Origin of the sequence: Streptomyces sp. NPDC015346, from assembly GCF_043078785.1 — a bacterium.
GTDB lineage: Bacteria > Actinomycetota > Actinomycetes > Streptomycetales > Streptomycetaceae > Streptomyces.
This window is the reverse complement of record NZ_JBIBTW010000006.1, coordinates 118,536-138,677: the sequence shown is the minus strand read 5'-3', so window position 1 is coordinate 138,677 and position 20,142 is coordinate 118,536. Positions and strand designations below refer to the sequence as shown.

The window sequence follows — 20,142 nt, the reverse complement described above, 5'->3', positions numbered from 1 at the left end:
CCGGCCGTGCGCGGCCGGCCCCCGAGGCTGTGTCGTCAGAGCGCGTCGAGGTCCAGGGCCTGGGCCATCGCGTGGTAGCCCGCGTCGTTCGGGTGGAGGTGGTCGCCCGAGTCGAAGGCCGGGAGCATGCGGTCCGGGTGGCCGGGGTCGGCGATGACGCGGTCGAAGTCGACCACGGCGTCATACGCGCCCGACGTGCGGATCCAGTGGTTGACGGCGTCGCGCTTGGCCTCGTTGACCGTGCTGTCGTAGACCGAGCCCTTGATCGGGGTCAGCGTCGCGCCGACGATCCTGAGGCCCTTGGCGTGGGCCTGGCGGATCAGCTCGCGGTGGCCCTCGATGAGCTGCTCGACGGACACCTCGGGGGTGGAGGACTGGCCCGGTATGCTCGGGCCGCTTCCGCCGATGTCGTTGATGCCCTCCAGGACGATGACGGTGCGCACGTTCGGCTCGGTGAGCACGTCCTTCTTGAAGCGCTCGACGCCCTTCTCGCCCGCCCAAGCCCAGTCGTTGGTGACCTGGTTGCCGGCGATGCCGTGGTTGACGACGCCCCGAGGCTTTCCGGCGGCGGCGAAGCGCTCGGCCAGCTCGTCGGGGTAACGGTTGTTCGCGTTCAGGCCGGAGCCGACGCCGTCGGTGATCGAGTCGCCGAAGGTGACGATGCCGTCCCGGCGCGGGGCCTGGCCGCCGGAGACCTCGACGCCGGAGAGGTAGTACCAGGAGTCGCCGGACTCCTTGAACGCCGTCCCGTCGCGGTCCGAGCGGTGGTCGCCGTCGGCGCGGTAGCTGGTGGCGGAGGAGAAGGTGTGGAAGGTGGCGGGGCCGGTCTCCTCGGCGAGGTAGAGCGTGACCGTCACCGATTCCAGGGCGCCGACCGTGAACGGCACACCGTCGCTGTACGCGGTGGCGCCGACCGGGATCGTCACGGAACGGCCCTTGCCGAAGGACAGCTGCCGGACCGAACCGGCCTTCACCGAGGCGCCCTTGTCGGTGCGGGCCACGGTCGCGCCCGTGATCCGCAGCGGCTTCGTGCCGTAGCGGTTGGAGAGTTCGATACGGACCTTGGTGCCGCCGGTGGTGACCCGGACCACCTGGCGGACCGTGTGGTTCGAGAAGCCCTGCTGCGACCAGTTCGAGGTGAAGGGGGCGGTGGGGTACTGGGGCGAGGTGGCCCAGGCGCCGCGCCACGGCCCGTCGTGGCGCTGCTCGGCGGCCACGGCGGCCACGGCGGTGGCGCCGGTGACGGCTCCGGCTCCAGCTCCAGCTCCAGCTCCGGCTCCGGTGAGGGGGAGCGCGGTCAGCGTGGCTGCCGCTAAGAGGGTGACGGCCGTGCGGCGTACGGACTTCGTGAAGGTCATGGTGGTGATGGTGGTCATGTACGTGACCAAGGGGAGAGCGACTCCGGTTATTCCCCGGGGAGTTGAGGGGCGTCGTCCGCGAACAGCAGCCGGGCGAGGGTGCGGAAGACCTCCTCGGGGTCCCGTTCGCCGATCGGCCCTTCGAGGTTGTGGCTGAGCAGGAGTGTCGCGAAGCCGTGGGCGAGCGACCAGGCCGCGACGCCCGCGAGGCGGGGGTCCGTGCCCGGGGTGCCGCCGCCGGGCAGGCCGGCGACACCCGCCCGGAGCCGGTCGCCCGCGCGCCCCTTGGCGGCGAGCAGCTCCGGGTCGTCGGCGTGGTGCAGGTCGGGCTGGAACATCACCTGGAAGTGCGCCGGGTGGTCGGTGGCGAAGCGTACGTACCGCACGCCAGCGTCCTTGAGGTCCGCCGCCTCGCCGAGCGCCGCCGCCAGCAGATCGAAGCCCTCGGTCGCGACGGCGGTGAGCAGGCCCGCGCGGTCCTTGAAGTGGTGGGCCGGGGCCGCGTGCGAGACGCCCGCGCGGCGGGCCAGGTCGCGCAGGCTCAGGGCGGACGGGCCGTCGGTGGCGATGACGTCGAGGGCGGCGGTCAGGACGGCCCGCCGCAGGTCGCCGTGGTGGTAGGTGCGCCGACTGCTCATGACAGCAGCCTACGCCGAATCTAGGCATTGACAAGTTCGGGTGGGCGGGAGCAATCTTGTCGACGACAAGATGACGTCCGAGGCGCAGGAGGAAGCCATGACCGCGCAGACCCCGCCCGCACCGAGCGTGGAGCCCGGACGCGTACGGCAGATGTGGCACCTGCTCGAACCCCTGCACGCGCTGCTCTACTACGCCCCCGAGGCCTTCGAGGAGGCAGCCGCCCTCGGTCACGGCGTCGAGGAGCGCTGGCCCGGCTACTTCGCCTGGCGCGCCGCGCCCCTCGGCCCGGCCGGGGCGGAGCGGGTGGCGTCCGCGTTCTACAGCTTCAGCCCGTCGATGGTCGCCCGGTACGTGCCCGCCGTCTGGCACACGGCCTCGCCCGCCGATGTGCTCGCGGCCCGACTGCGGGCCGTGGACCGGGCCTACCGCGAGGTCCTCGGCGCCACGACCGTCGAGGGGCCCGAGCTCGCCGAGGCCGCCACCCTCGCCCGGCGCGCCGCAGAGGCGGCCGTGACCGCCGGACGGCCCCTGGCGGCCGCCAACGCCGAACTGCCCTGGGCCGACGCCCCGCACCTGGTCCTCTGGCAGGCCGCGACGCTGCTGCGCGAGCACCGCGGCGACGGGCACGTGGCCGCGCTGCTCACGGCCGGGCTCGACCCGGTGGAGGCCCTGGTCTCCTTCGCGGCGGTCGGCGCGGCCTCGGAGAAGACCTTCGAGAGCCGTGGCTGGAGCGCCGCCGAATGGAGCGCCGCCCGTGACCGCCTCACCGCCCGGGGCCTGCTCGCCGCGGAGGCCGGCGGGGTCACGGAGGGCGGTGCGGTCTCCGAGGCGGCGGCGGTCTCCGAGGCGGGCGCGGTCACCGAGGCTGGCCGCGCCCTGCGCGCGGAGGTGGAGCTGCGTACGGACCTTTTGGCCGCCGGCCCTTGGGCCGCCCTCGGTCCCGAGGACACCACGCGCCTCGCCGAACTCCTGGGCGGCCCCTGGCTGGCCGTGATCGGCTCCGGACTGCTCCCGGCCGAGAACACCCTGGGCATCGGAAAGATCTGAGGATCCGTTCGTGAACGGGAAGCCCGGACGTGCCGCGGCCGCGGAGTGCGGGGGGCACTCCGCGGCCGGAGGTGTCGTGGGCGGGATCGTCAGGCGGAGGGAGGCGGCGGCGGAGGCGGTTGCTCCGGCGAGTCCTTCCTGCCGAGCCTGTCCTTCATCTGCTGCTGTGCCTGGTCGACCTTGTCCGCGTACTTGTTGCCGGTCCTCTTGTCGACCATGTCCCCGGCGCGATCGATCCCCTGCTGGGTCTTGTCCGGGTGCTGGCCCATCATCTCTTTGAGCTTGTTCATGATCCCCATGCGCACTGACTCCTTCGGAAGGGGACATACAGCGCATTCGACGCTACGCGCTCCCGGCCGTTTCCGCGCGTCGAGCGAGTGCGGGGTCTGGAACATCAGGGTGGCCGGCCGGCTGCCTGGCTAGGATCCCGGCGTGCTCAGCTACCGCCGGACCACCCCGCCCCTGTCCGCCCTCGCCGCCACCCTCGCCGCAGCCGCCGTCCTCGTGACGTCCGGCTGTACGACGCCTCCCGACCGTTCCGGCGGGGCCGAGGGCGCCCCCGGCCCCGCCGGTTCCGCGCTCGCCGCCGTGGACACCCTCACCGTCAAGGGCCGCGCGCCGAAGACGGGCTACGACCGGGAGAAGTTCGGCCGCGCGTGGGCCGACGTCGACGGCAACGGATGCGGAACCCGCGACGACATACTCAAGCGCGACCTCACCGGCGTCCGCTTCAAGGAGGGCGGCTGCAAGGTCGCCTCCGGGGTGCTCGCCGACGATCCGTACACCGGTGGCCGCATCGACTTCGTACGGGGCCGCAGCAAGGTCGACATAGACCACATCGTCGCGCTCTCCGACGCCTGGCAGAAGGGCGCGCAGCGGTGGGACGCGGACAAGCGGCGCCGGTTCGCCAACGATCCGCTCAACCTCCTCGCCGTCGACTCAGCCGCCAACCGCCGTAAGTCCGACGGGGACGCGGCGACCTGGCTGCCGCCCAACAAGGCGTACCGCTGCACCTATGTGGCCGCGCAGGTCGCGGTGAAGAAGAAGTACGGGGTGTGGGTCACCCGCGGCGAGCGCGACGCGATGAAGCGCGTCCTGGGCACCTGCCCCGAGCAGCGGCTGCCGTAGGGGGGTGCCCTGCCGGAAACCGGTTGGTGCGTGTGCGAGTGATCGTTAACCTGCCCCGATGGAGCTGAACATAACGACCCTCGCCGAACGCCCCGAACTCCAGGGCCGGATGTGGCAGATGAAGGACCTCTGGCCGGAGTTCACGCTCCACGACCCCGTCGGCTGGGGCTGCATGGCACGGATCGTGACGGAGCTGCCGGAGTACGTCCTCGTGGCCACCGACGCCGAAGGCGAGGTCGTCGCCCGCGCGTTCAGCGTCCCCTTCCAGCTCCAGGCGGAGGGCCGGGGCGCGTTGCCCGCGCGCGGCTGGGACCAGGTGATGCTGTGGGCGTTCTCCGACCTGCGTCACGGACACACCCCCGACACCGTCAGCGCGATCGAGGTGTGCGTGGACACCGGAGCGCTGGGCAGGGGCCTCTCGGGGCGCATGCTCGCCGCGATGCGCGACAACGCCAAGCGCCTCGGCTTCACCGAGGTCGTCGCCCCGGTCCGCCCGAACGGCAAGCACCTGGAGGCCGCGGCCTCCATCGACGAGTACGCCTTCCGTACCCGTGAGGCGGACGGGCTGCCGCACGACCCCTGGCTGCGCGTCCACGTCCGCGCCGGCGGCACGATCGAGCGGGTCGCACCGGCCTCGATGACGATCTCCGGCTCCCTGGAGGAGTGGCGCGCGTGGACCGGGCTGCCCTTCGACACCGACGGGCCGGTGGAGGTGGCCGGCGCCCTGGTGCCGGTGCGCTGCGAGGCCTCACGCGGCTACGCCGTCTATGTCGAGCCCAATGTGTGGGTTCGTCACCGGCTGTAGCTTTTGGTGCGATTCGCGGCCTCGATGGCCCGCCTGGGGACCGACCCGGGAGGCGACGTACTGGGAGGCGGGATGTACCGTACGGCGTCCCTGCCGTATGCCCCCGCCCCCCCGGAGAGGTCACCGATCGTGAACCAAGCCGTCGCCGTCGAGAGTGCGGACCCGAGTCCGACGCCGCCGGTCCATGAGCCCGCCCTGCCCGGTATACGGGCCCGGCTGGCCCTTGCGGTCGTGCCGCTCCTGAGCCTTGGGGTGTTCGGTTTCGTACCCTCCCTCGTCCTCGCCCTGCGCCGGGGCACGCGCGGCGACTGGCTGGCCGCCGTCGCCTTCACCGCGCTGTCGGTCGGCTGGTCGTTCCAGATCGCGCTGACGCCCGAGGAGACGCACGGCGCCCAGTACGCGCTGGACGTCCTGCTGCTGCTCGCCACCTCGCTCGCCGCGACGGTCCACTGCCTGGCCGTCCGCCCGGCACGGACGCGGACGGTGCCCGCACAGGCGGTGCCCGCACAGGCGGTGCCCGCGACGGCGGTGCCCGCGACGGTGGCCCCGGCCGGGATCGCGCCCACCGAAGAGGCGCCCGCCCCCGCCGGACCGTCGCTCACCAAGTCGGCCGACACCAAGTCGGCCGACGCCGAGTCCCCCGACACCAAGTCGGCCGACGCCGAGTCCCCCGACACCAAGACGACGGGCCCGAGCGCATGAAGACCCGACGAACCTGGCGTAACACGGCCAAGCAGACCGATTCCTCCGTGGCTTCCCGCGTCCCGCGCGTGCTCGCCTCGGCCGCCGGCGCGCTGCGCGGCCGCGTCGGCTGGACGGTGGCCAGTGCCGCCGTCCTGGCCCTCGGCCTCCTCGCCGTCTGGCTCTTCGTCGGCGGGAAGCAGGACGGGCCGCCCGACCCGAGGGCACGCCAGTACAAGGACTTCGACGCCTGCCTCCTCACCGACGAGAAGGGCATCGTGACCGGCGCGCCGGCCGCCCCCGTCTGGGAGGGCATGCAGCAGGCCTCCGGGGAGACCCAGGTCCGCGTCACCTTCGTGCCCGTGATGGGCGAGCAGTCGGTGGCCAACGTCCAGCCCTTCTTCAACGGTCTGATGCAGCGCCAGTGCGATGTCGTCCTCGCGTCGGGCGCCCCGCAGGTGAAGGTCGTCGAGGAGGGGGCGAAGAAGCACCCCAAGGTCCGGTTCGTCGTCGTGGACGGGTCGAAGGGTGCCGGAAATGTCACGCTTGTGGCATCGGGCGAAGGCCTCAAAAAGGCGGTAGCGGACGCTGTCAGACAGGCCGTCAAGGACGCGACTCCGTAACGGTCAAGCACCAGTTCCCCGAGACAGGTAAAGATCCCGTAAAGGGCGGGCTCTCAAGTGGAACTGACGTACGTGCATCGGGCAGGCTCACGAGGCTCTATTGGCAACGTGATAGCAAAGGCACCCCATGCGTGTTCGCTGGGTCCGTAGCCCTCGGCTGTTTCCACCGGGTCGTACCGGTCGGCGCAGACTGAGGGCTACGGCTCTTTTTGTTCTTGTCTTCTTCTCCGGCATGCTCACCACCGAGACGGCGATGGCCATGGGGGCCACCCTGTCGCCGGTGAAAATGCCCCAACTCTCCCTTTCCGGGCTCTGGAAGTGGATCAACGAGAACCCTCTCGACACCCCTGACCAGCAGGGCGGTTCCGCCCGCGGCAAGAGTCACCACGCCTCGTCGGACGCCACGAGCGCCGAGGGTGACGCCGGGCGCGCGCCCGGCAAGGGCAAGGGCGAGCTCGATCCGTTCGAGCGGCCGAACGACCGTCCGGGCACGTCGAAGACCGGCGCCGCCAAGGGCAACGCCAAGAGCTTCGACGCCCGTACCAGCAAGCGGGACGCGAAGAAGTCGACGGCGACGTCGGACTTCTACGTCAACGCCGACGGCTCCACGACCGTGCGCCACTTCGCGGGCCGTACGAACGTGAAGGCCGCCGATGGTTCCTGGAAGCCGATCGACACCCGGCTGACGGAGGACACCGACGGCCGGCTGCAGCAGCGCGTGAACTCCCTCGATGTGGAGTTCGCGCCGGACGCTTCCGACCAGCAGCTCGCGTCGGTCGACTTCGGCTCCGGGCGCTCGCTCGGGTACGCGCTGAAGGACGCCGCCAAGGCCGAGCCCACGGTGGCGGCCAACGGCACGGTGACCTACGCGAATGTCCTGCCGGACACCGACGTGCAGCTCGTGCCGCTCGCGGAGGGCTTCAAGGAGAACATCGTCCTGCGCTCCCCGCAGGCGGCGAACTCCTGGACGTTCCCGCTCGCGGTGAAGGGGCTCACGCCCCGAATAACCGCCGACGGCGATGTGGAGTTCACGGACGCGAAGGGCAAGGTCACCGCGACCATCCCGCACGCGTACATGGAGGACTCCAAGATCGACCCGCGCTCGGGCGACGCCGCCCAGTCGCGGGCCGTGACGTACGAGCTGGTCACCGTGGACGGCGAGCCCGCCCTGCGGATGACCGCGGACCGTGCGTGGCTGGACGACCCGGCCCGGGTCTACCCGGTGACCGTCGACCCGACGGTGACCGCGTCGAACTCCACGTACGCCCAGAACACCATCGGTGGTGACCACTCCACCGAGACGCAGATCAAGGTCGGTTCGTACGATTCCGGTACGAACAAGGCGAACTCGTTCCTGCAGTTCTCCTCGCTGGGCACCACGCTCGCGGGGCAGCGGGTCACCGCCGCCACCCTGAACGTCTACGCGATCTGGTCCTCGACCTGCACCGCGACGTCGTTCTCGGTCCACCCGATCACCCAGTCCTGGACCCCGTCCGGCGTCACGAGCTACCCCGGCCCGGCCTTCGGCTCCTCCATGGGCTCGGCCACCCCGGCGCCGGGTGCCTCGTGCTCCAACAACGCCAACTCGGCGAGCGTCGGTGTGAAGATGCCGGTGTCGCTGTCGACCACCTGGTTCAACCAGGTCGCCGGTGGCGCCGCCAACTACGGTCTCGCGATGACCGCGCCGACCACCAACGCGCTGCACTGGAAGAAGTTCCACTCCGACAACTCGGCGACGGCCGGTTTCCGCCCGGCTCTGGACCTGACCTACACGGCGAACACCGCCCCGCAGGTCAACGCCTCTTACCCGCCGGCGAACTTCCAGGCCAACACCCTCCAGCCGGAGCTGCTCGTCTACGCGAGCGACGCCGACAAGGGCCCGAACCCGCTCTCGTACACCTTCGAGGTCTACGACGCGGACAGCGGCAGCACCACGCCCGTCGCCACCTCCGGCGCGCTCACGAAGGCCGTCTGGAAGGTCCCGGCGGGCAAGCTGAAGTGGTCGAAGAACTACGACTGGTACGTGGGCGTCAGTGACGGCACGACCGAGATCACGGAGTCGAGCCGCCTCACGACGGCGGTGCCGCAGCCGCCGGTGACCTCGGGCCTGGCGCAGAACACCGACGGCCACGAGTTCGACCCGTCGGACGGCAACTACACCACCGAGGACACCGACGCCGACGTGGAGGTGGTCGGCCCGTCCCTGGAGATCGACCGCTCCTACAACAGCCTCGACCCGCGGATCGACGGTGCCTTCGGCGCCGGCTGGTCGACGATCGCCGACATGAAGGCGACCGAGGTCAAGGACGGCGCCGGCACGGTCACCAGCGTGGTCATCACGTACCCCGGTGGTGAGCAGGTCGCCTTCGGCCGCAACACGGACGGCACGTTCGTGCCGCCGCTGGGCCGTTACGCGCGCCTGGCGCCCGCGGTGTCCCCGGCGGTCGGCTACCTGCTGACGGACAAGGACTTCACGGAGTACGGCCTCACGCAGGCCACCGCGAAGGCCGGTACGTACGCGATCAGCACGATCAAGGACTTCGCCGGTCGTACGGAGACGTTCACGTACGACACGAACAAGCGCCTGACGAAGATCACGAACACCACGTCGAAGCGGTCGCTGGGTCTGACCTGGTTCACCCCGGTCGGCGCGACCGTGCCGCACGTGGAGAAGGTCTTCACCGACCCGTCCACCGCCGGTGACGCCACGACCGCCCAGACCTGGCTGTACGGCTACAGCGGTGACCAGCTCACCAAGGTGTGCCCGCCGGCCGACTGGACCAAGTGCACGACGTACACGTACACCACCGGTAACCACTACCGGACCACGGTCATGGACGCCGACCCGTTCGCCTACTGGCGGCTCGGGGAGACGTCGGGCACGGTCGCCGCGGACGCGATCGACGCCAACCAGGGCCAGTACAACGGCACGTACAAGAACGTGACCCTGGGCAGCACCTCGGTGCTGGCGGGCTCCACCCAGAAGACGGCCACGTTCAACGGCACCACCTCGTACGTGGAGATGCCGAGCGCTCCGGGTGCGACGCCGTCGTACACGTCGGTATCGCTGTGGTTCAAGACGACCGTGGCGGGCGGTGTCCTCTTCTACTACGGCGACAAGCCGCTGAGCGACCCCAACCCGGTCGCGAACACCACGAAGAACACCCCGGCGGTCTACGTCGGCATGGACGGCAAGCTGCGCGGCTGCCTGGCCATGTCGCCCGGCTGCATGACGACGATCACGTCCGCCGCGACCGTCACCGACGGTCAGTGGCACAACGCGGTCCTGACGGGTGTGGCGAACAGCCAGACCCTGTACCTGGACGGTGTCTCGCAGGGCTCCCTCTCGGGCACCATCAACGACTGGGTGCAGCCCTACATCAGCCTGGGCGCGGGTGTGAACACCGACGGCTGGCCGTCGATGGACCCGAACGACAAGCTGGGGCACTTCGAGGGTCAGATGGCCGAGGTGGCCATCTTCTCCGAGCCGCTCACCCAGTCCGTGATCTCCGCGCAGTACCAGGCCGCCAAGCGGTCCGCGGGACTGCTGAACAAGATCACGACGCCGAACGGCAAGACGCAGGCCTCGGTCGTCTACGGCACCACCGACGACCTGGTCCTCCAGGCCACCGACGGCAACGGCGGTACGTGGAAGCTCAACCCGGCCACGATCACCGGTTCGTCGCAGGTCTACCGATCCTCGGTCATGGGCACCGCCCCGGCCGGCTACTGGCGCCTGGACGACACCCAGGGCGCGGCCCAGGCCGCGAACCAGGTCAACACCGGCTTCGGTACGTACAACAACGTCATCCAGGGCGCGCAGGGTCCCTTCGGCGCGGACGACGTGACGGCGGCGACCTTCGACGGGACCAGCTCCTTCGTCGAGATCCCGTACGGTCCGCTGCACGCCAAGCCCGACCGCTCGGTCGAGCTCTGGTTCAAGACGGCCGAGCCCGGTGTGATCATGAGCGACCAGAGCGTCGCTCCGAACAACCCCGGCGGAGTCACCGGCACCTGGAGCGACCTGCTCTACGTCGGCGCGGACAAGAAGCTGCACGGCCACTGGTGGAGCTCCACCTGCAACGGCAACGCCACCCTCGGTTCCACGGCTGAGGTCGCGGACGACAAGTGGCACCACGCCGTCCTGTCGGCCTCGGGCACGACGCAGACGCTCTACCTCGACGGCGTCAAGCAGGGCACCTGCACCGGTGCTCCGAACGACCAGACGACGTCGCGGACGTTCATCGGCGCCGGCTTCAGCAACTGGTACAGCTCGCCGGGTGCCGTCAGCTACTTCACCGGCTCCATCGCCGAGGTCGCGGTCCACTCCAAGGGCCTGACCGACGCGGACGTCGCGACCCACTGGTCCGGCTACAAGGCGTCCTCGGGCGTCGCCCCGGTGCGGACGGTCACGCTGACCAACCCCAGCAACAAGACGCTGACCTACGTGTACGACGCGGAGATGGGCAACCGCCTGCTCGCCGCGATCGACTCGGAGGGCAAGCGGACGACCTACGGCTACGACACGGGTGGCTTCCTGCACACCGTGACGGACGCCAACGGCAACCGCTCCATCACCGGCCACGACGTTCGCGGCAACGCGGTCTCCCAGACCACCTGCCAGGACACCAAGGCCAACAAGTGTTCGACGGAGTACATGACGTACTTCCCGGACGCGACGACCGTGCTGCCGCCGATGGACCTGCGCAACGACCTCGTGCTCACCGAGCGCGACGGCCGTTCCTCGGGCCCCACGGACAACACGTACCTGACGTCGTACGCGTACGACACCGCGGGCAACCTGCTCTCGGTGACGACGCCGCCGGTGCCGGGCCACCCCAACGGGCGGACCGCCTCGACGACGTACACCACCGCCACGACATTGGCGGCGGACACCGGTTACGCACCGGCTGGTCTGGTGGCGCAGGTGACGACGGCCGGTGGCAAGAAGACGTCGTACACGTACTTCGCCAACGGTGATCTCGCGGAGATCACCGACGCCAACGGTGGCAAGGCGAAGTTCACGTACGACAACCTCGGCCGTCAGCTCACCAAGACCGAGATATCGGACGCCAACCCGGGCGGTCTCGTCACGTCCCAGACGTACGACAAGAACGACCAGGTCGTCACCGAGACGGACCCGAAGGTCACCAACCGGGTCACCGGCGCGGTGCACCAGGCGAAGACGACGACCGCGTTCGACGCGGACGGCAACATCCTGTCCCAGACGGTCGCCGACCTCACGGGCGGTGACGCGGCGCGCACGACGTCGATGACGTACGACGCGTACAACCAGCTGGCGACCAGGACGGACCCGGGCGGCGACACCACGTCGTTCGAGTACGACGTCTACGGCAACAAGGTGAAGGAGACGGACCCCGCGGGGAACGTCAACACTTACACCTTCGACGCCGAGAACCGTCCGCTCACCACCAGCCTGCTGAACTACACGGGCGACCCGAACAACCCGTCGGCTCCTACCACTCTCGTCCAGGAGTCGCGAGCGTACGACCCGGCGGGCCGCCTCGCGTCGATCACCGACGCGATGGGCTATGTCACGGCGTACACCTACACCGACGACGGCCTGTCGGCCACCGTGGTCCGCAAGGACCCGCAGACCGGCAAGTCCTTCACGGAGCAGGCGAACAGCTACGACGCCGCTGGCAACCTGATCGAGCAGATCACGGACGACGGCCAGACGCGCACCACCTTCACGGTGGACGCGGCCGACCGTACGACCAGCTCGGTCCTGGACCCGAACGGCCTCGCGCGTACGTCGAAGGTGTCCTACGACCCCGACGACAATGTGGTGTCCGAGACGGAGTACGACCCGAAGACGGGCGACACCTCCACCACGGACACGCGCTACGACAACCTGGGCAACGTCACGGGCAACACCGTCCACGACGGTACGACCGCCCCGGTGGCGCGGTACAAGCTGGACGAGACGACCGGCTACGGCCTGGCCGACTCCTCAGGCGCGAACAACACCGGTACCCACGGCACCGGCATGCACTGGAACACCGACCGGGGCGGCAGCGCCGCGTTCGACGGTGACGTCAACTCCTGGGCGCAGACGTCGGGCCCGGCCGTGAACACGGCCGGCAGCTTCACGGTCTCGGCCTGGGCCAAGCTGTCCGACCTCACCACCGGCCGGACCGTCCTCTCCCAGGACGGCGGCAACGTGTACGGCTTCGTGCTGTACTACGCGGCCAACACCGGCTGGGCCTTCGCGCGTCCGCGCGCGGACGCGCTGCCTCTCGCCTACGACCGGGCGGTCTCCGCCCCGTCCGCGGCGGTCGCCGGTGCCTGGACCCACCTCGTCGGCATGTACGACGCCCAGGCCGGCAAGCTGCGCCTGTACGTCAACGGCACGCTGGCGCAGGAAGTAGCGGTCGCCGGGAACTGGGAGGCGACCGGTCCACTGCAGATCGGCCGTCACAAGTTCGGTGCCGGGAACTACGACTACGAGTTCAAGGGAGGGATCGACGACGTCCAGGTCTACAGCGAGGCGCTGACCGCGACGCAGGTCTCCGCGGTCAAGGGCGGCACGCTCCCGGCTGCGGGCAGCTCCGTCCGCTCCGCCAGCTGGAAGCTGGATCAGCGCGGTCTGCCGCTGTCGATGACGGACGCCAACGGCTACGTCACCGACTACGGCTACGACGAAGCGGGCCAGCAGACCTCCGTCACCGAGCCGGCTGTCAACGCGGAGCAGAACGGCGGGACCCCGGTCTCCGTCCGCCCCGTGTCGATGACCGGCTACAACACCTTCGGTGAGGCGACCGAGTCGTCCGACCCGCTGGGCAACGTGACGGTGACGGCGTACGACGCCGAGGGCCAGGAGTCCTCGGTGACCTCGCCGAAGTACACCGCACCGGGTGGCACCACTGCCATCCAGGCCACGACGTGGAACGAGTACAACAGGCTCGGCCAGGTCACGGCGGAGGTCGACCCGCTCGGCGGCCGCACCACGTACACGTACACGCAGCTCGGCGACCTGGCCTCGGTCACGGAGCCAGGCGGCGGTACGACGACCTACACGTACACCACCAATGGCGACCAGCTGTCGGCCACCCGGCCGAACGGCGCCCGTGAGGAGAGCACCTGGGACTTCCTGGGGCGTCCGCTGACCAGCACGGACATCGTGCGTCAGCCGACGCAGCGCGCGTTCACGGCGATCAACGAGTACAACGCTCCGGGCGGCGAGCTGTCCCGGACCGTGTCGCCGACAGGCGTCACGGAGTCGTACAAGTACAACGCCGAGGGCGAGGTCATCGAGGCCACGGACGGCGCCGGCAACGTGTCGACGTTCACGTACGACATGGACGGCCAGGTCCTCACGGCCAAGGACGCGGACGGCACCAGCACGAAGAACACGTACGACGGGTTCGGACAGCTGACGTCGATCCAGGACCTGGACGCGACGGGCGCGGTGCTGCGCACGACGAGTATGAAGTACGACCGGGCGGGCAACCCGGCGTCCATGACGGACGCCATGGGGCACACCCAGACGTACACGTACGACGCGACGGGTATGGTCACCAAGGTCGTCGAGCCGGTCTCCGCGACCGAGTCGATCACCACGACGTACGGCTATGACGCGGCGGGCAACCGGACGCGGTTCACCGACGGACGGGGCAACCCGTTCCTGACCACGTACAACTCGTGGGGCCTGCCGGAGTCGCAGATCGAGCCGTCGACGCCGACGCACCCGAACCTCGCCGACCGTACGTTCACGACGACGTACGACGGCGGCGGCCGCGTGAAGGAGATGCGTTCTCCGGGCGGGGTCGTCGTCTCACACGAGTACGACGTCAAGAGCCGACTGATCCGTCAGACGGGTGCGGGTGCGGAGGCCACCACGGTCGACCACACCTATGACTACGACGCCGACGACCGGATCACGGCCGTCGCGGGCGCCGGCGAGGAGAAGAACACCTTCTCCTACGACGACCGCGGTCTGCTGCTCTCCACGTCCGGTCCTTCGGGTGCCTCGTCCTTCGCCTGGAACGGCGACGGAGCGATGACCTCGCGGACCGACGCGTCGGGCACGTCGACGTACGGCTACGACACCGCCGGCCGGCTCAAGACGGTCAACGACGGCGCCACCGGCACGACGGCGACGTACGCCTACAACGTCAACAACGCCGTGACAGCGATCGACTACGGGGCCGGCAAGGCGAAGCGCTCCTTCGGCTACGACGCCCTGCAGCGCCTGACCAGCGACAAGCTGACCTCTCCGACTGGAAAGGAACTTTCGTCCATCACCTACGGGTGGGACGCGAACGGCAACGAGACGTCGAAGACGACCACGGGACTCGCGGGCTCTTCGACCAACACGTACACCTACGACTGGGCCAACCGCCTGACGTCCTGGAACAACGGAACGGCGACGGAGGTCTACGGCTACGACGCGTCCGGCAACCGGACCCGCGTGGGCGGTGACACGTACACGTACGACGCCCGCAACCGACTCACGTCGGACGGACACAACACGTACGCGTACACGGCGCGCGGCACCATGAGCGCGGTCACGGACGAGGGCGGCAGGACGACGTCGGTCAAGGCCGACGCCTTCAACCGCGTGATCCAGGAGGGCGATCGTACGTACACGTACGACGGCCTCGACCGGGTCCGGGAGGCGAAGGACGAAACGGGTGCCGCGCTCCACACCTTCCAGTACAGCGGCGCCGGAAACGACGTGGCCTCGGACGGTGTGACGTCCTACAGCCGCGACGCGGACGGCTCACTGTTCGGTGTGAAGACGTCCGTGTCGGCGGTGCTCGCGCTGACCGACCTGCACACGGATGTGGTGGCGCAGTTCACGGCGTCGGGCGAGGCGCTGGCCGGATCGACGACGTACTCGCCGTTCGGCAAGGTTGTCCAGACCTCCGGAATGCTGGGTGCGCTGGGTTACCAGTCGGGCTGGACCGACCCGGAGACGGCCAAGGTCAACATGGCCGCGCGCTGGTACTCGCCGGAAACCGGTCAGTTCAACAGCCGCGACACAATGGGCCTCAACCCGGTCGGCAATTCGGTGAACGCGAACCGCTACGCCTACGCCAATGGCAACCCGATGACGGGCGTCGACCCGACGGGTCACTTCTTTGAGTCCATCAGCAAGGGCTGGAACAAGGTCACCAAGAAGGTCAAGAAGACCGTCAAGTCGGCCTGGAAGAAGACGAAGAAGGCCGTCAAGAAGGTCGCCAAGGTCGTCAAGAAGGCCGCCAAGAAGGTCAAGAGGGCGGTCAAGAAGGCGGTCAAGCGGGCGAAGCGGGCGGTCCGCAAGGCCGTGCGGTACGTGTCCGACAGCGTCCGCAAGGTCAAGAGATACGTCAAACGCACGTACAAGCGGGTCAAGCGCTACGTCCACAAGGTCGTCAAGCACGTCAAGAAGACCGTGCGTAAGGTCGCCAAGGCGGTCAAACACGTAGCGAAGAAGGTGGTCAAGGCAGCCAAGAAGGTCGGCAGAGCCGTCAAGAAGGCGGCCAAGGCCACAGCCAACTTCGTCAAGCAACACGCCTCGACCATTGCCTCCGTCGCGGTGGGTGTCGCGGTCTTCGCGGGCTGCACGGCCATCACGGCAGGCGTTGGCGCGGTCGGCTGCGCGATGCTCGCGGGCGCGGCGGCCAATGGTGTCGGCTACATGATGAGCGACGGGCCGAAGTCGGTCGGCGGGTTCCTCGGTGCGGTCGCTGTCGGCGCCGTGACCGGTGTCGTCGGCGGCGCGGCCGGCGGTCTCGCCGCGGGCGCGGCGGGACGACTGCTCTCCGGCACGGCGGGTCGTCTGCTCTCGGGCGCGGCCAGCGGCGCTGCGGAAGGCGCGGCGACGGGCGCGGTCGAATACGGCACCTCCTGTGTGAACAGCGAGGAGGGCTGCTCGGTCGCCGGCGCGGCGAAGGCCACGGCGGTCGGTGCGGCGACGGGCGGCGTCTTCGGCGGGAAGGGCAAGGCAAACGGTCCGAAGTCGAAGTCGGCTCCGGAGCCGGACCGCCAGCCGGAAGCGCCCACCACGTGCCCGATCCGGCGCGGCGGTACTCCGCACAGCTTCACGGGCGCCACGCCCGTTCTGCTGGCCGACGGCACAACGAAGCAGATCTCGCAGGTCAAGGTCGGGGACACCGTTCTGACGGCTGAGCCCGGCAAGAAGACTAAGGAGAAGCACCGCGTCAAGCAGGTGATCGTCACCAAGACCGACCGGAACTACGTCGACGTCGTCGTCGCTACCAAGGCCGGTCCGAAGACGATCCAGACCACGAAGCACCACCAGTTCTATGAGGCCACCCGGAACTCGTGGACCCAGGCGGGCGACCTGCACGTCGGCCAAAAGGTTCAAAACGGAGACGGCGCACTGACAGCGATCGTCGAGGTCAAGTCGTACACGGCGCAGCGCGTCACGTACGACCTGAGTGTTGACGGTCTGCACACGTACTTCGTGCTCGCGGGCGACTCGGTGAAGACGGCCGACGAGGTCGCGGCGGTCGATACGAGCGCTGCAGTGCTCGTGCACAATTGCAATGGCGGAGTTGCTCCCAATGGCAACAGCTGCTCTTGTAACGGCTCCACGGACCCGACGGACCTCGAACTCATCCAGGCTATCGCCACTCGCGCTCAGAAGAAGCTTGGAGGGAGCGGCGCCGTACCCGGCAGTAAGAAGCACAAGTACGCTGAGACTCTGCTGAATCGCTACCAGGGGATCTATGGCAATCGTGGTCTCATCGCAGAGCAGAGCTACCTCAATGGTGCTGTCGTGCCACACGGCACCAAGGGCAGTGCCCGGCCGGACGTCTTCGATCCAGCATCGGGTATCGTCTACGACTACAAATTCATCAAGCATCCCGGTAATGGAATCGGCCAGACCCAGGCGAACCATAACGCTCGGCACGTGCCGGGAGGTCCGGTCACGATCGAGGTGAATCCATGACGAAGTCGAGCGCTGTGACGAGTCGGCGGGCGACCGCTGACTGGGCCACGGCCCTGCCCGGGTTCGACGTCTGGCGGCCCTTGCATCTACTGCGCCGTATCGGGCCGGTGATGCAGGGGGTCTGCCTTGACCGATCGACGTCTGGGGACGGATACACCCCGACGGCGCACGTACACGCGCTGACGAGAGAGTTCCCTGCGATCTCGCTCATGCTCCCGCAGCGGCTGGTGAGATCTTCCGGTCAGCCTGAAACCATTTTGTTCTCGCGGCATGAGGACGAATTTCAAGCTGCGGTAGATCGATTGAAGCAGCAGAGCCAGCTCTCTCTCGGTGCTCCTCCGAGTGTGGAGGCCATCGTCCGGCAGTACCACTCGGCCAGCCTCGAAGCAAAGTCGGCCGGCCTCCCGCCGACCGTTCTGGAGATGGAGGACAGCGTCCTTATCGCCGCAGCCGTGGGCAGGGTCGACCTGGTCGAAGAAGGACTGCAGCTCGCCCGCGAGCTCGCTGGCATCTGGCCGAAGGCCAGGTTGCCCTTCGATTGGGAAGGTTCCGAGGCCTGGATTGAATCTCTCGCAGCTAAGGCGGCTGACCGGGATTCCCTCACGGCAGTCATCGATGGCCAGATTTCCCACCATAAACTGGGGAAGATCAGAGAAGTGGGAACTGGAGAGTGAGAATGACCTGACAGCTCGCCACTGAAGTGCTCACGGGAGATACTCGCGCCACCGCTTGCGGGGAACCTGAATGAGCCTTCCGCGCCGAGCCTGGCCAGGTGCAGCTGGACCGCACGAATGACAACGCCCCGCCACAGAAGTCCGTGGCGGGGCGTTGTCATGGTTGGCGGGACGTTGGTGTGCCACGACCCGGCGGGGCGGGTCCCTAGCGGGCGCGAGGCCTTCCGCGGTCCCGAACCCGGCGCATGTCCGGTTGCCGCAGCGCCCACGAGGAGTGTGCCGCGTGACGGCCGTCGGTATGCTGGCATACATGAAGCGGACGACGATCAAGATCGACGAATCGCTGGACGCCCGGATGCGCCACGAAGCGGCCAGGCGCGGGATGACCGTCTCCGAGTGGACCCGGGAGGCGATCGCCGCCCACCTGCCCGGCGGCGAGCAGGGCGAGGCCCCCGTGCTGCGCCGGTTCCATTCCACCGGATCGGGCGACAGCGGCCGCAGCGACATCTCCGAGCGCATGGAGGAGCTGCTCGCCGGGCTGGCCGACGAGGAAGGCGGGCCGCCGTCGCGGCTCGGCGCATGAGCGCACTCGTCGTCGACGCCGGGCCGCTCTACGCGTTGCTCGACCGCAGTGATGCCTGGCACGAGGCCTCCGTCCGCCTCCTGGAGAGCCATCCGGGGCCGCTCCTGGTCCCGGCCCTGGTGATCGCGGAGGTGGCTCACCTCGCGGGACGCAGGCTCGGGCCGCGCGCCGAGCTCCTGCTGGCCCAGGACTTCGCAGAGGGCCTGTTCACGGTGGAGCCGGTGCATCCGGGTGACTGGCTGCGTATCGCCGAGCTCACCGCCCGGTACGCGAGCTTCCCGCTCGGCCCGGTCGACGCTTCCGTGATCGCCTGTGCCGAGCGCCTCGGCGTCCACGAGGTGGCAACGGTCGACCGTAAGCACTTCGGCGCCGTGCGCCCCGCACACACGACGGCCTTCACCCTTCTCCCCTGACAGGACCCCTGAGAGCCGTGGATCTGAACCCCAGAGGACTGCCCGAGCTCACGGAGTGGGTCGTCGAGTCGGACGACTTCCATCTCCAGGGCTTCATGTCCGCCAACGCCTCGATCCCACAGGCCTTGGCGCTCGCCGCGCTGTTCCGGCCCGCGTTCGTGGAGTACGAAGGCTGCGTCCTGCTCGGCTTCCGCTTCGACCGGCCCGGCGTGGACAGGTGGATCGCGCACCTGGCCGGCGACCTGCGCGCGGTCGAGGCCCTCGTGAACCACGTCCACCTGTGGGACCACTTCACGCCCACCTCCGACGCGGAGTACGCGGCGCTGCGCCCGCTCGCGGAGGAGATCGCCGCGATGTGGCGGTACGCGGCCCGCGAAGCCTTCCCCGGGCGGGAGTTCGACGTCTCGGTGACGGACGATCCCGACGACTACGGTCCGACCCTGACGCTCGTCACCCGCCGAGCGGAGGGCGTGCGGTGAGGAGGTCCGGCTGTGTCGCGTCGGATCGGTCATGCAAGGCGTTGCTGCCAGAGGGGAGTCTGAGGTCGTGGTTTTCGACCACACGGAGGGGTCCGAGTTCGCTGGTCCGCCGGTGGATGCCGAAATGATCCGGCAGGCGGAGGACGTGCTCCGGGTTCGCCTGCCGAAGAGCTACGTCGATCTGCTGTCCGTCCAGAACGGCGGCGAGCTGAAGAAGCGGTGCTTCCCCACCGCGTCTCCCACGTCGTGGGCCCCCGACCACGTGTGCCTCGACGTGCTCTGGGGAGTCGGGGGTGAGTGGGGAGTGGACGTCGTGTCGCCCGACATGATCGCCGAATGGCAGTATCCCGAGATCGGCGTCGTCCTCGGCCTCACTCCCTCCGCCGGGCACGACACGGTCATGCTCGACTATTCCGAGTGCGGTCCCCTCGGCGAGCCCGCCGTGGCGTACATCGACGAGGACCGGGTGCCGAGGCGCCTCGCGAACTCCTTCGAGGAGTTTGTGAACGGCTTCGTCTCGTGCAGAACGTTCGGCGATGACGAGGACTGATCTCTGATCAGTACAGCAACAGTCGCGGCCCGTCCCGAGTCTCTGGGGCGGGCCGCTTCCGTGCGTACGCAAAGATCTTGCAAAGCACCTTGATCACCGGTGGCACTCGCGTACGGGAGTCGGGCAGGCTCACGAAGCTTTGTAAACAACCTGTAAGCAGAGGCTCACCCATGAATGATCGTTGGGTCCGTAGCCCTGGGCTGCGTCCACCGGGTCGTCCCGGCAGGCGCAGACTCAG

The 20,142-nt window shown here is 69.0% G+C and carries 14 protein-coding genes; 11 read left to right on the top strand and 3 right to left on the bottom strand.

Annotation, left to right across the window (positions count from 1 at the left end):
- Positions 1 to 35: 35 nt before the first annotated feature.
- Both ACF06X_RS22945 and ACF06X_RS22940 read right to left on the bottom strand, forming a co-directional pair.
- Positions 36 to 1,376 (bottom strand): SGNH/GDSL hydrolase family protein, encoded by a 1,341-nt coding sequence (locus tag ACF06X_RS22945; RefSeq protein ID WP_392289143.1) that lies wholly within the window; start codon positions 1,374 to 1,376, stop codon positions 36 to 38.
- A 29-nt stretch (positions 1,377 to 1,405) separates the two neighbouring features.
- Positions 1,406 to 1,996 carry a TetR/AcrR family transcriptional regulator gene (locus ACF06X_RS22940; RefSeq protein ID WP_392289142.1) on the bottom strand — a complete coding sequence of 197 codons (591 nt, stop codon included), beginning with the start codon at positions 1,994 to 1,996 and terminating at the stop codon, positions 1,406 to 1,408.
- A gap of 97 nt (positions 1,997 to 2,093) precedes the next feature.
- On the opposite strand from ACF06X_RS22940, the gene ACF06X_RS22935 reads away from it, so the two are divergent.
- A complete protein-coding gene (locus ACF06X_RS22935) occupies positions 2,094 to 3,044 on the top strand; it encodes a hypothetical protein (protein WP_392289141.1) in 951 nt (316 codons plus the stop codon).
- Between the two features lie 89 nt (positions 3,045 to 3,133).
- On the opposite strand, the gene ACF06X_RS22930 is transcribed toward ACF06X_RS22935, so the two are convergent.
- A complete protein-coding gene (locus ACF06X_RS22930; RefSeq protein ID WP_392289140.1) occupies positions 3,134 to 3,343 on the bottom strand; it encodes an antitoxin in 210 nt (69 codons plus the stop codon).
- A gap of 133 nt (positions 3,344 to 3,476) precedes the next feature.
- Between ACF06X_RS22930 and ACF06X_RS22925 the strand changes: the two genes are divergently transcribed.
- The 10 genes from ACF06X_RS22925 (at position 3,477) to ACF06X_RS22880 (ending at position 19,904) form a co-directional block, all read left to right on the top strand.
- Positions 3,477 to 4,172, top strand: coding sequence for an HNH endonuclease family protein (locus tag ACF06X_RS22925; RefSeq protein ID WP_392289139.1), 696 nt, complete (start codon positions 3,477 to 3,479; stop codon positions 4,170 to 4,172).
- A 58-nt stretch (positions 4,173 to 4,230) separates the two neighbouring features.
- A complete protein-coding gene (locus ACF06X_RS22920; RefSeq protein ID WP_392289138.1) occupies positions 4,231 to 4,977 on the top strand; it encodes an N-acetyltransferase in 747 nt (248 codons plus the stop codon).
- Positions 4,978 to 5,106: 129 nt separating this feature from the next.
- The gene (locus tag ACF06X_RS22915; RefSeq protein WP_392289137.1) at positions 5,107 to 5,679 is read left to right on the top strand and encodes a hypothetical protein; all 573 of its coding nucleotides are present in this window, start codon (positions 5,107 to 5,109) and stop codon (positions 5,677 to 5,679) included.
- A gap of 47 nt (positions 5,680 to 5,726) precedes the next feature.
- Positions 5,727 to 6,281 carry a BMP family ABC transporter substrate-binding protein gene (locus tag ACF06X_RS22910; protein ID WP_392289136.1) on the top strand — a complete coding sequence of 185 codons (555 nt, stop codon included), beginning with the start codon at positions 5,727 to 5,729 and terminating at the stop codon, positions 6,279 to 6,281.
- Positions 6,282 to 6,513: 232 nt separating this feature from the next.
- On the top strand, positions 6,514 to 17,205 hold the full coding sequence (locus ACF06X_RS22905; protein WP_392289135.1) for a LamG-like jellyroll fold domain-containing protein: 10,692 nt from the start codon (positions 6,514 to 6,516) through the stop codon (positions 17,203 to 17,205).
- A complete protein-coding gene (locus ACF06X_RS22900) occupies positions 17,202 to 17,879 on the top strand; it encodes a hypothetical protein (protein ID WP_392289134.1) in 678 nt (225 codons plus the stop codon). The genes ACF06X_RS22905 and ACF06X_RS22900 overlap by 4 nt, the downstream gene beginning before the upstream one ends.
- A 310-nt stretch (positions 17,880 to 18,189) precedes the next feature.
- Complete coding sequence (locus tag ACF06X_RS22895; RefSeq protein WP_392289133.1) at positions 18,190 to 18,462, top strand: CopG family transcriptional regulator; 273 nt, start codon at positions 18,190 to 18,192, stop codon at positions 18,460 to 18,462.
- The gene (locus ACF06X_RS22890) at positions 18,459 to 18,875 is read left to right on the top strand and encodes a type II toxin-antitoxin system VapC family toxin (protein WP_392289132.1); all 417 of its coding nucleotides are present in this window, start codon (positions 18,459 to 18,461) and stop codon (positions 18,873 to 18,875) included. The genes ACF06X_RS22895 and ACF06X_RS22890 overlap by 4 nt, the downstream gene beginning before the upstream one ends.
- Positions 18,876 to 18,892: 17 nt before the next feature.
- Positions 18,893 to 19,354, top strand: a complete 462-nt coding sequence (locus tag ACF06X_RS22885) for a hypothetical protein (RefSeq protein ID WP_392289131.1) — start codon at positions 18,893 to 18,895, stop codon at positions 19,352 to 19,354.
- 31 nt (positions 19,355 to 19,385) lie between these two features.
- Positions 19,386 to 19,904, top strand: coding sequence for an SMI1/KNR4 family protein (locus tag ACF06X_RS22880; protein WP_392289130.1), 519 nt, complete (start codon positions 19,386 to 19,388; stop codon positions 19,902 to 19,904).
- The last annotated feature ends 238 nt before the right edge of the window (positions 19,905 to 20,142 follow it).

Coding starts and splice junctions, on each gene's coding strand:
- ACF06X_RS22945 (WP_392289143.1), bottom strand. CDS start 1,376: ATGACCACCATCACCACCATGACCTTCACGAAGTCCGTACGCCGCACG.
- ACF06X_RS22940 (WP_392289142.1), bottom strand. CDS start 1,996: ATGAGCAGTCGGCGCACCTACCACCACGGCGACCTGCGGCGGGCCGTC.
- ACF06X_RS22935 (WP_392289141.1), top strand. CDS start 2,094: ATGACCGCGCAGACCCCGCCCGCACCGAGCGTGGAGCCCGGACGCGTA.
- ACF06X_RS22930 (WP_392289140.1), bottom strand. CDS start 3,343: ATGGGGATCATGAACAAGCTCAAAGAGATGATGGGCCAGCACCCGGAC.
- ACF06X_RS22920 (WP_392289138.1), top strand. CDS start 4,231: ATGGAGCTGAACATAACGACCCTCGCCGAACGCCCCGAACTCCAGGGC.
- ACF06X_RS22905 (WP_392289135.1), top strand. CDS start 6,514: ATGCTCACCACCGAGACGGCGATGGCCATGGGGGCCACCCTGTCGCCG.
- ACF06X_RS22900 (WP_392289134.1), top strand. CDS start 17,202: ATGACGAAGTCGAGCGCTGTGACGAGTCGGCGGGCGACCGCTGACTGG.
- ACF06X_RS22895 (WP_392289133.1), top strand. CDS start 18,190: ATGAAGCGGACGACGATCAAGATCGACGAATCGCTGGACGCCCGGATG.
- ACF06X_RS22890 (WP_392289132.1), top strand. CDS start 18,459: ATGAGCGCACTCGTCGTCGACGCCGGGCCGCTCTACGCGTTGCTCGAC.
- ACF06X_RS22880 (WP_392289130.1), top strand. CDS start 19,386: ATGCAAGGCGTTGCTGCCAGAGGGGAGTCTGAGGTCGTGGTTTTCGAC.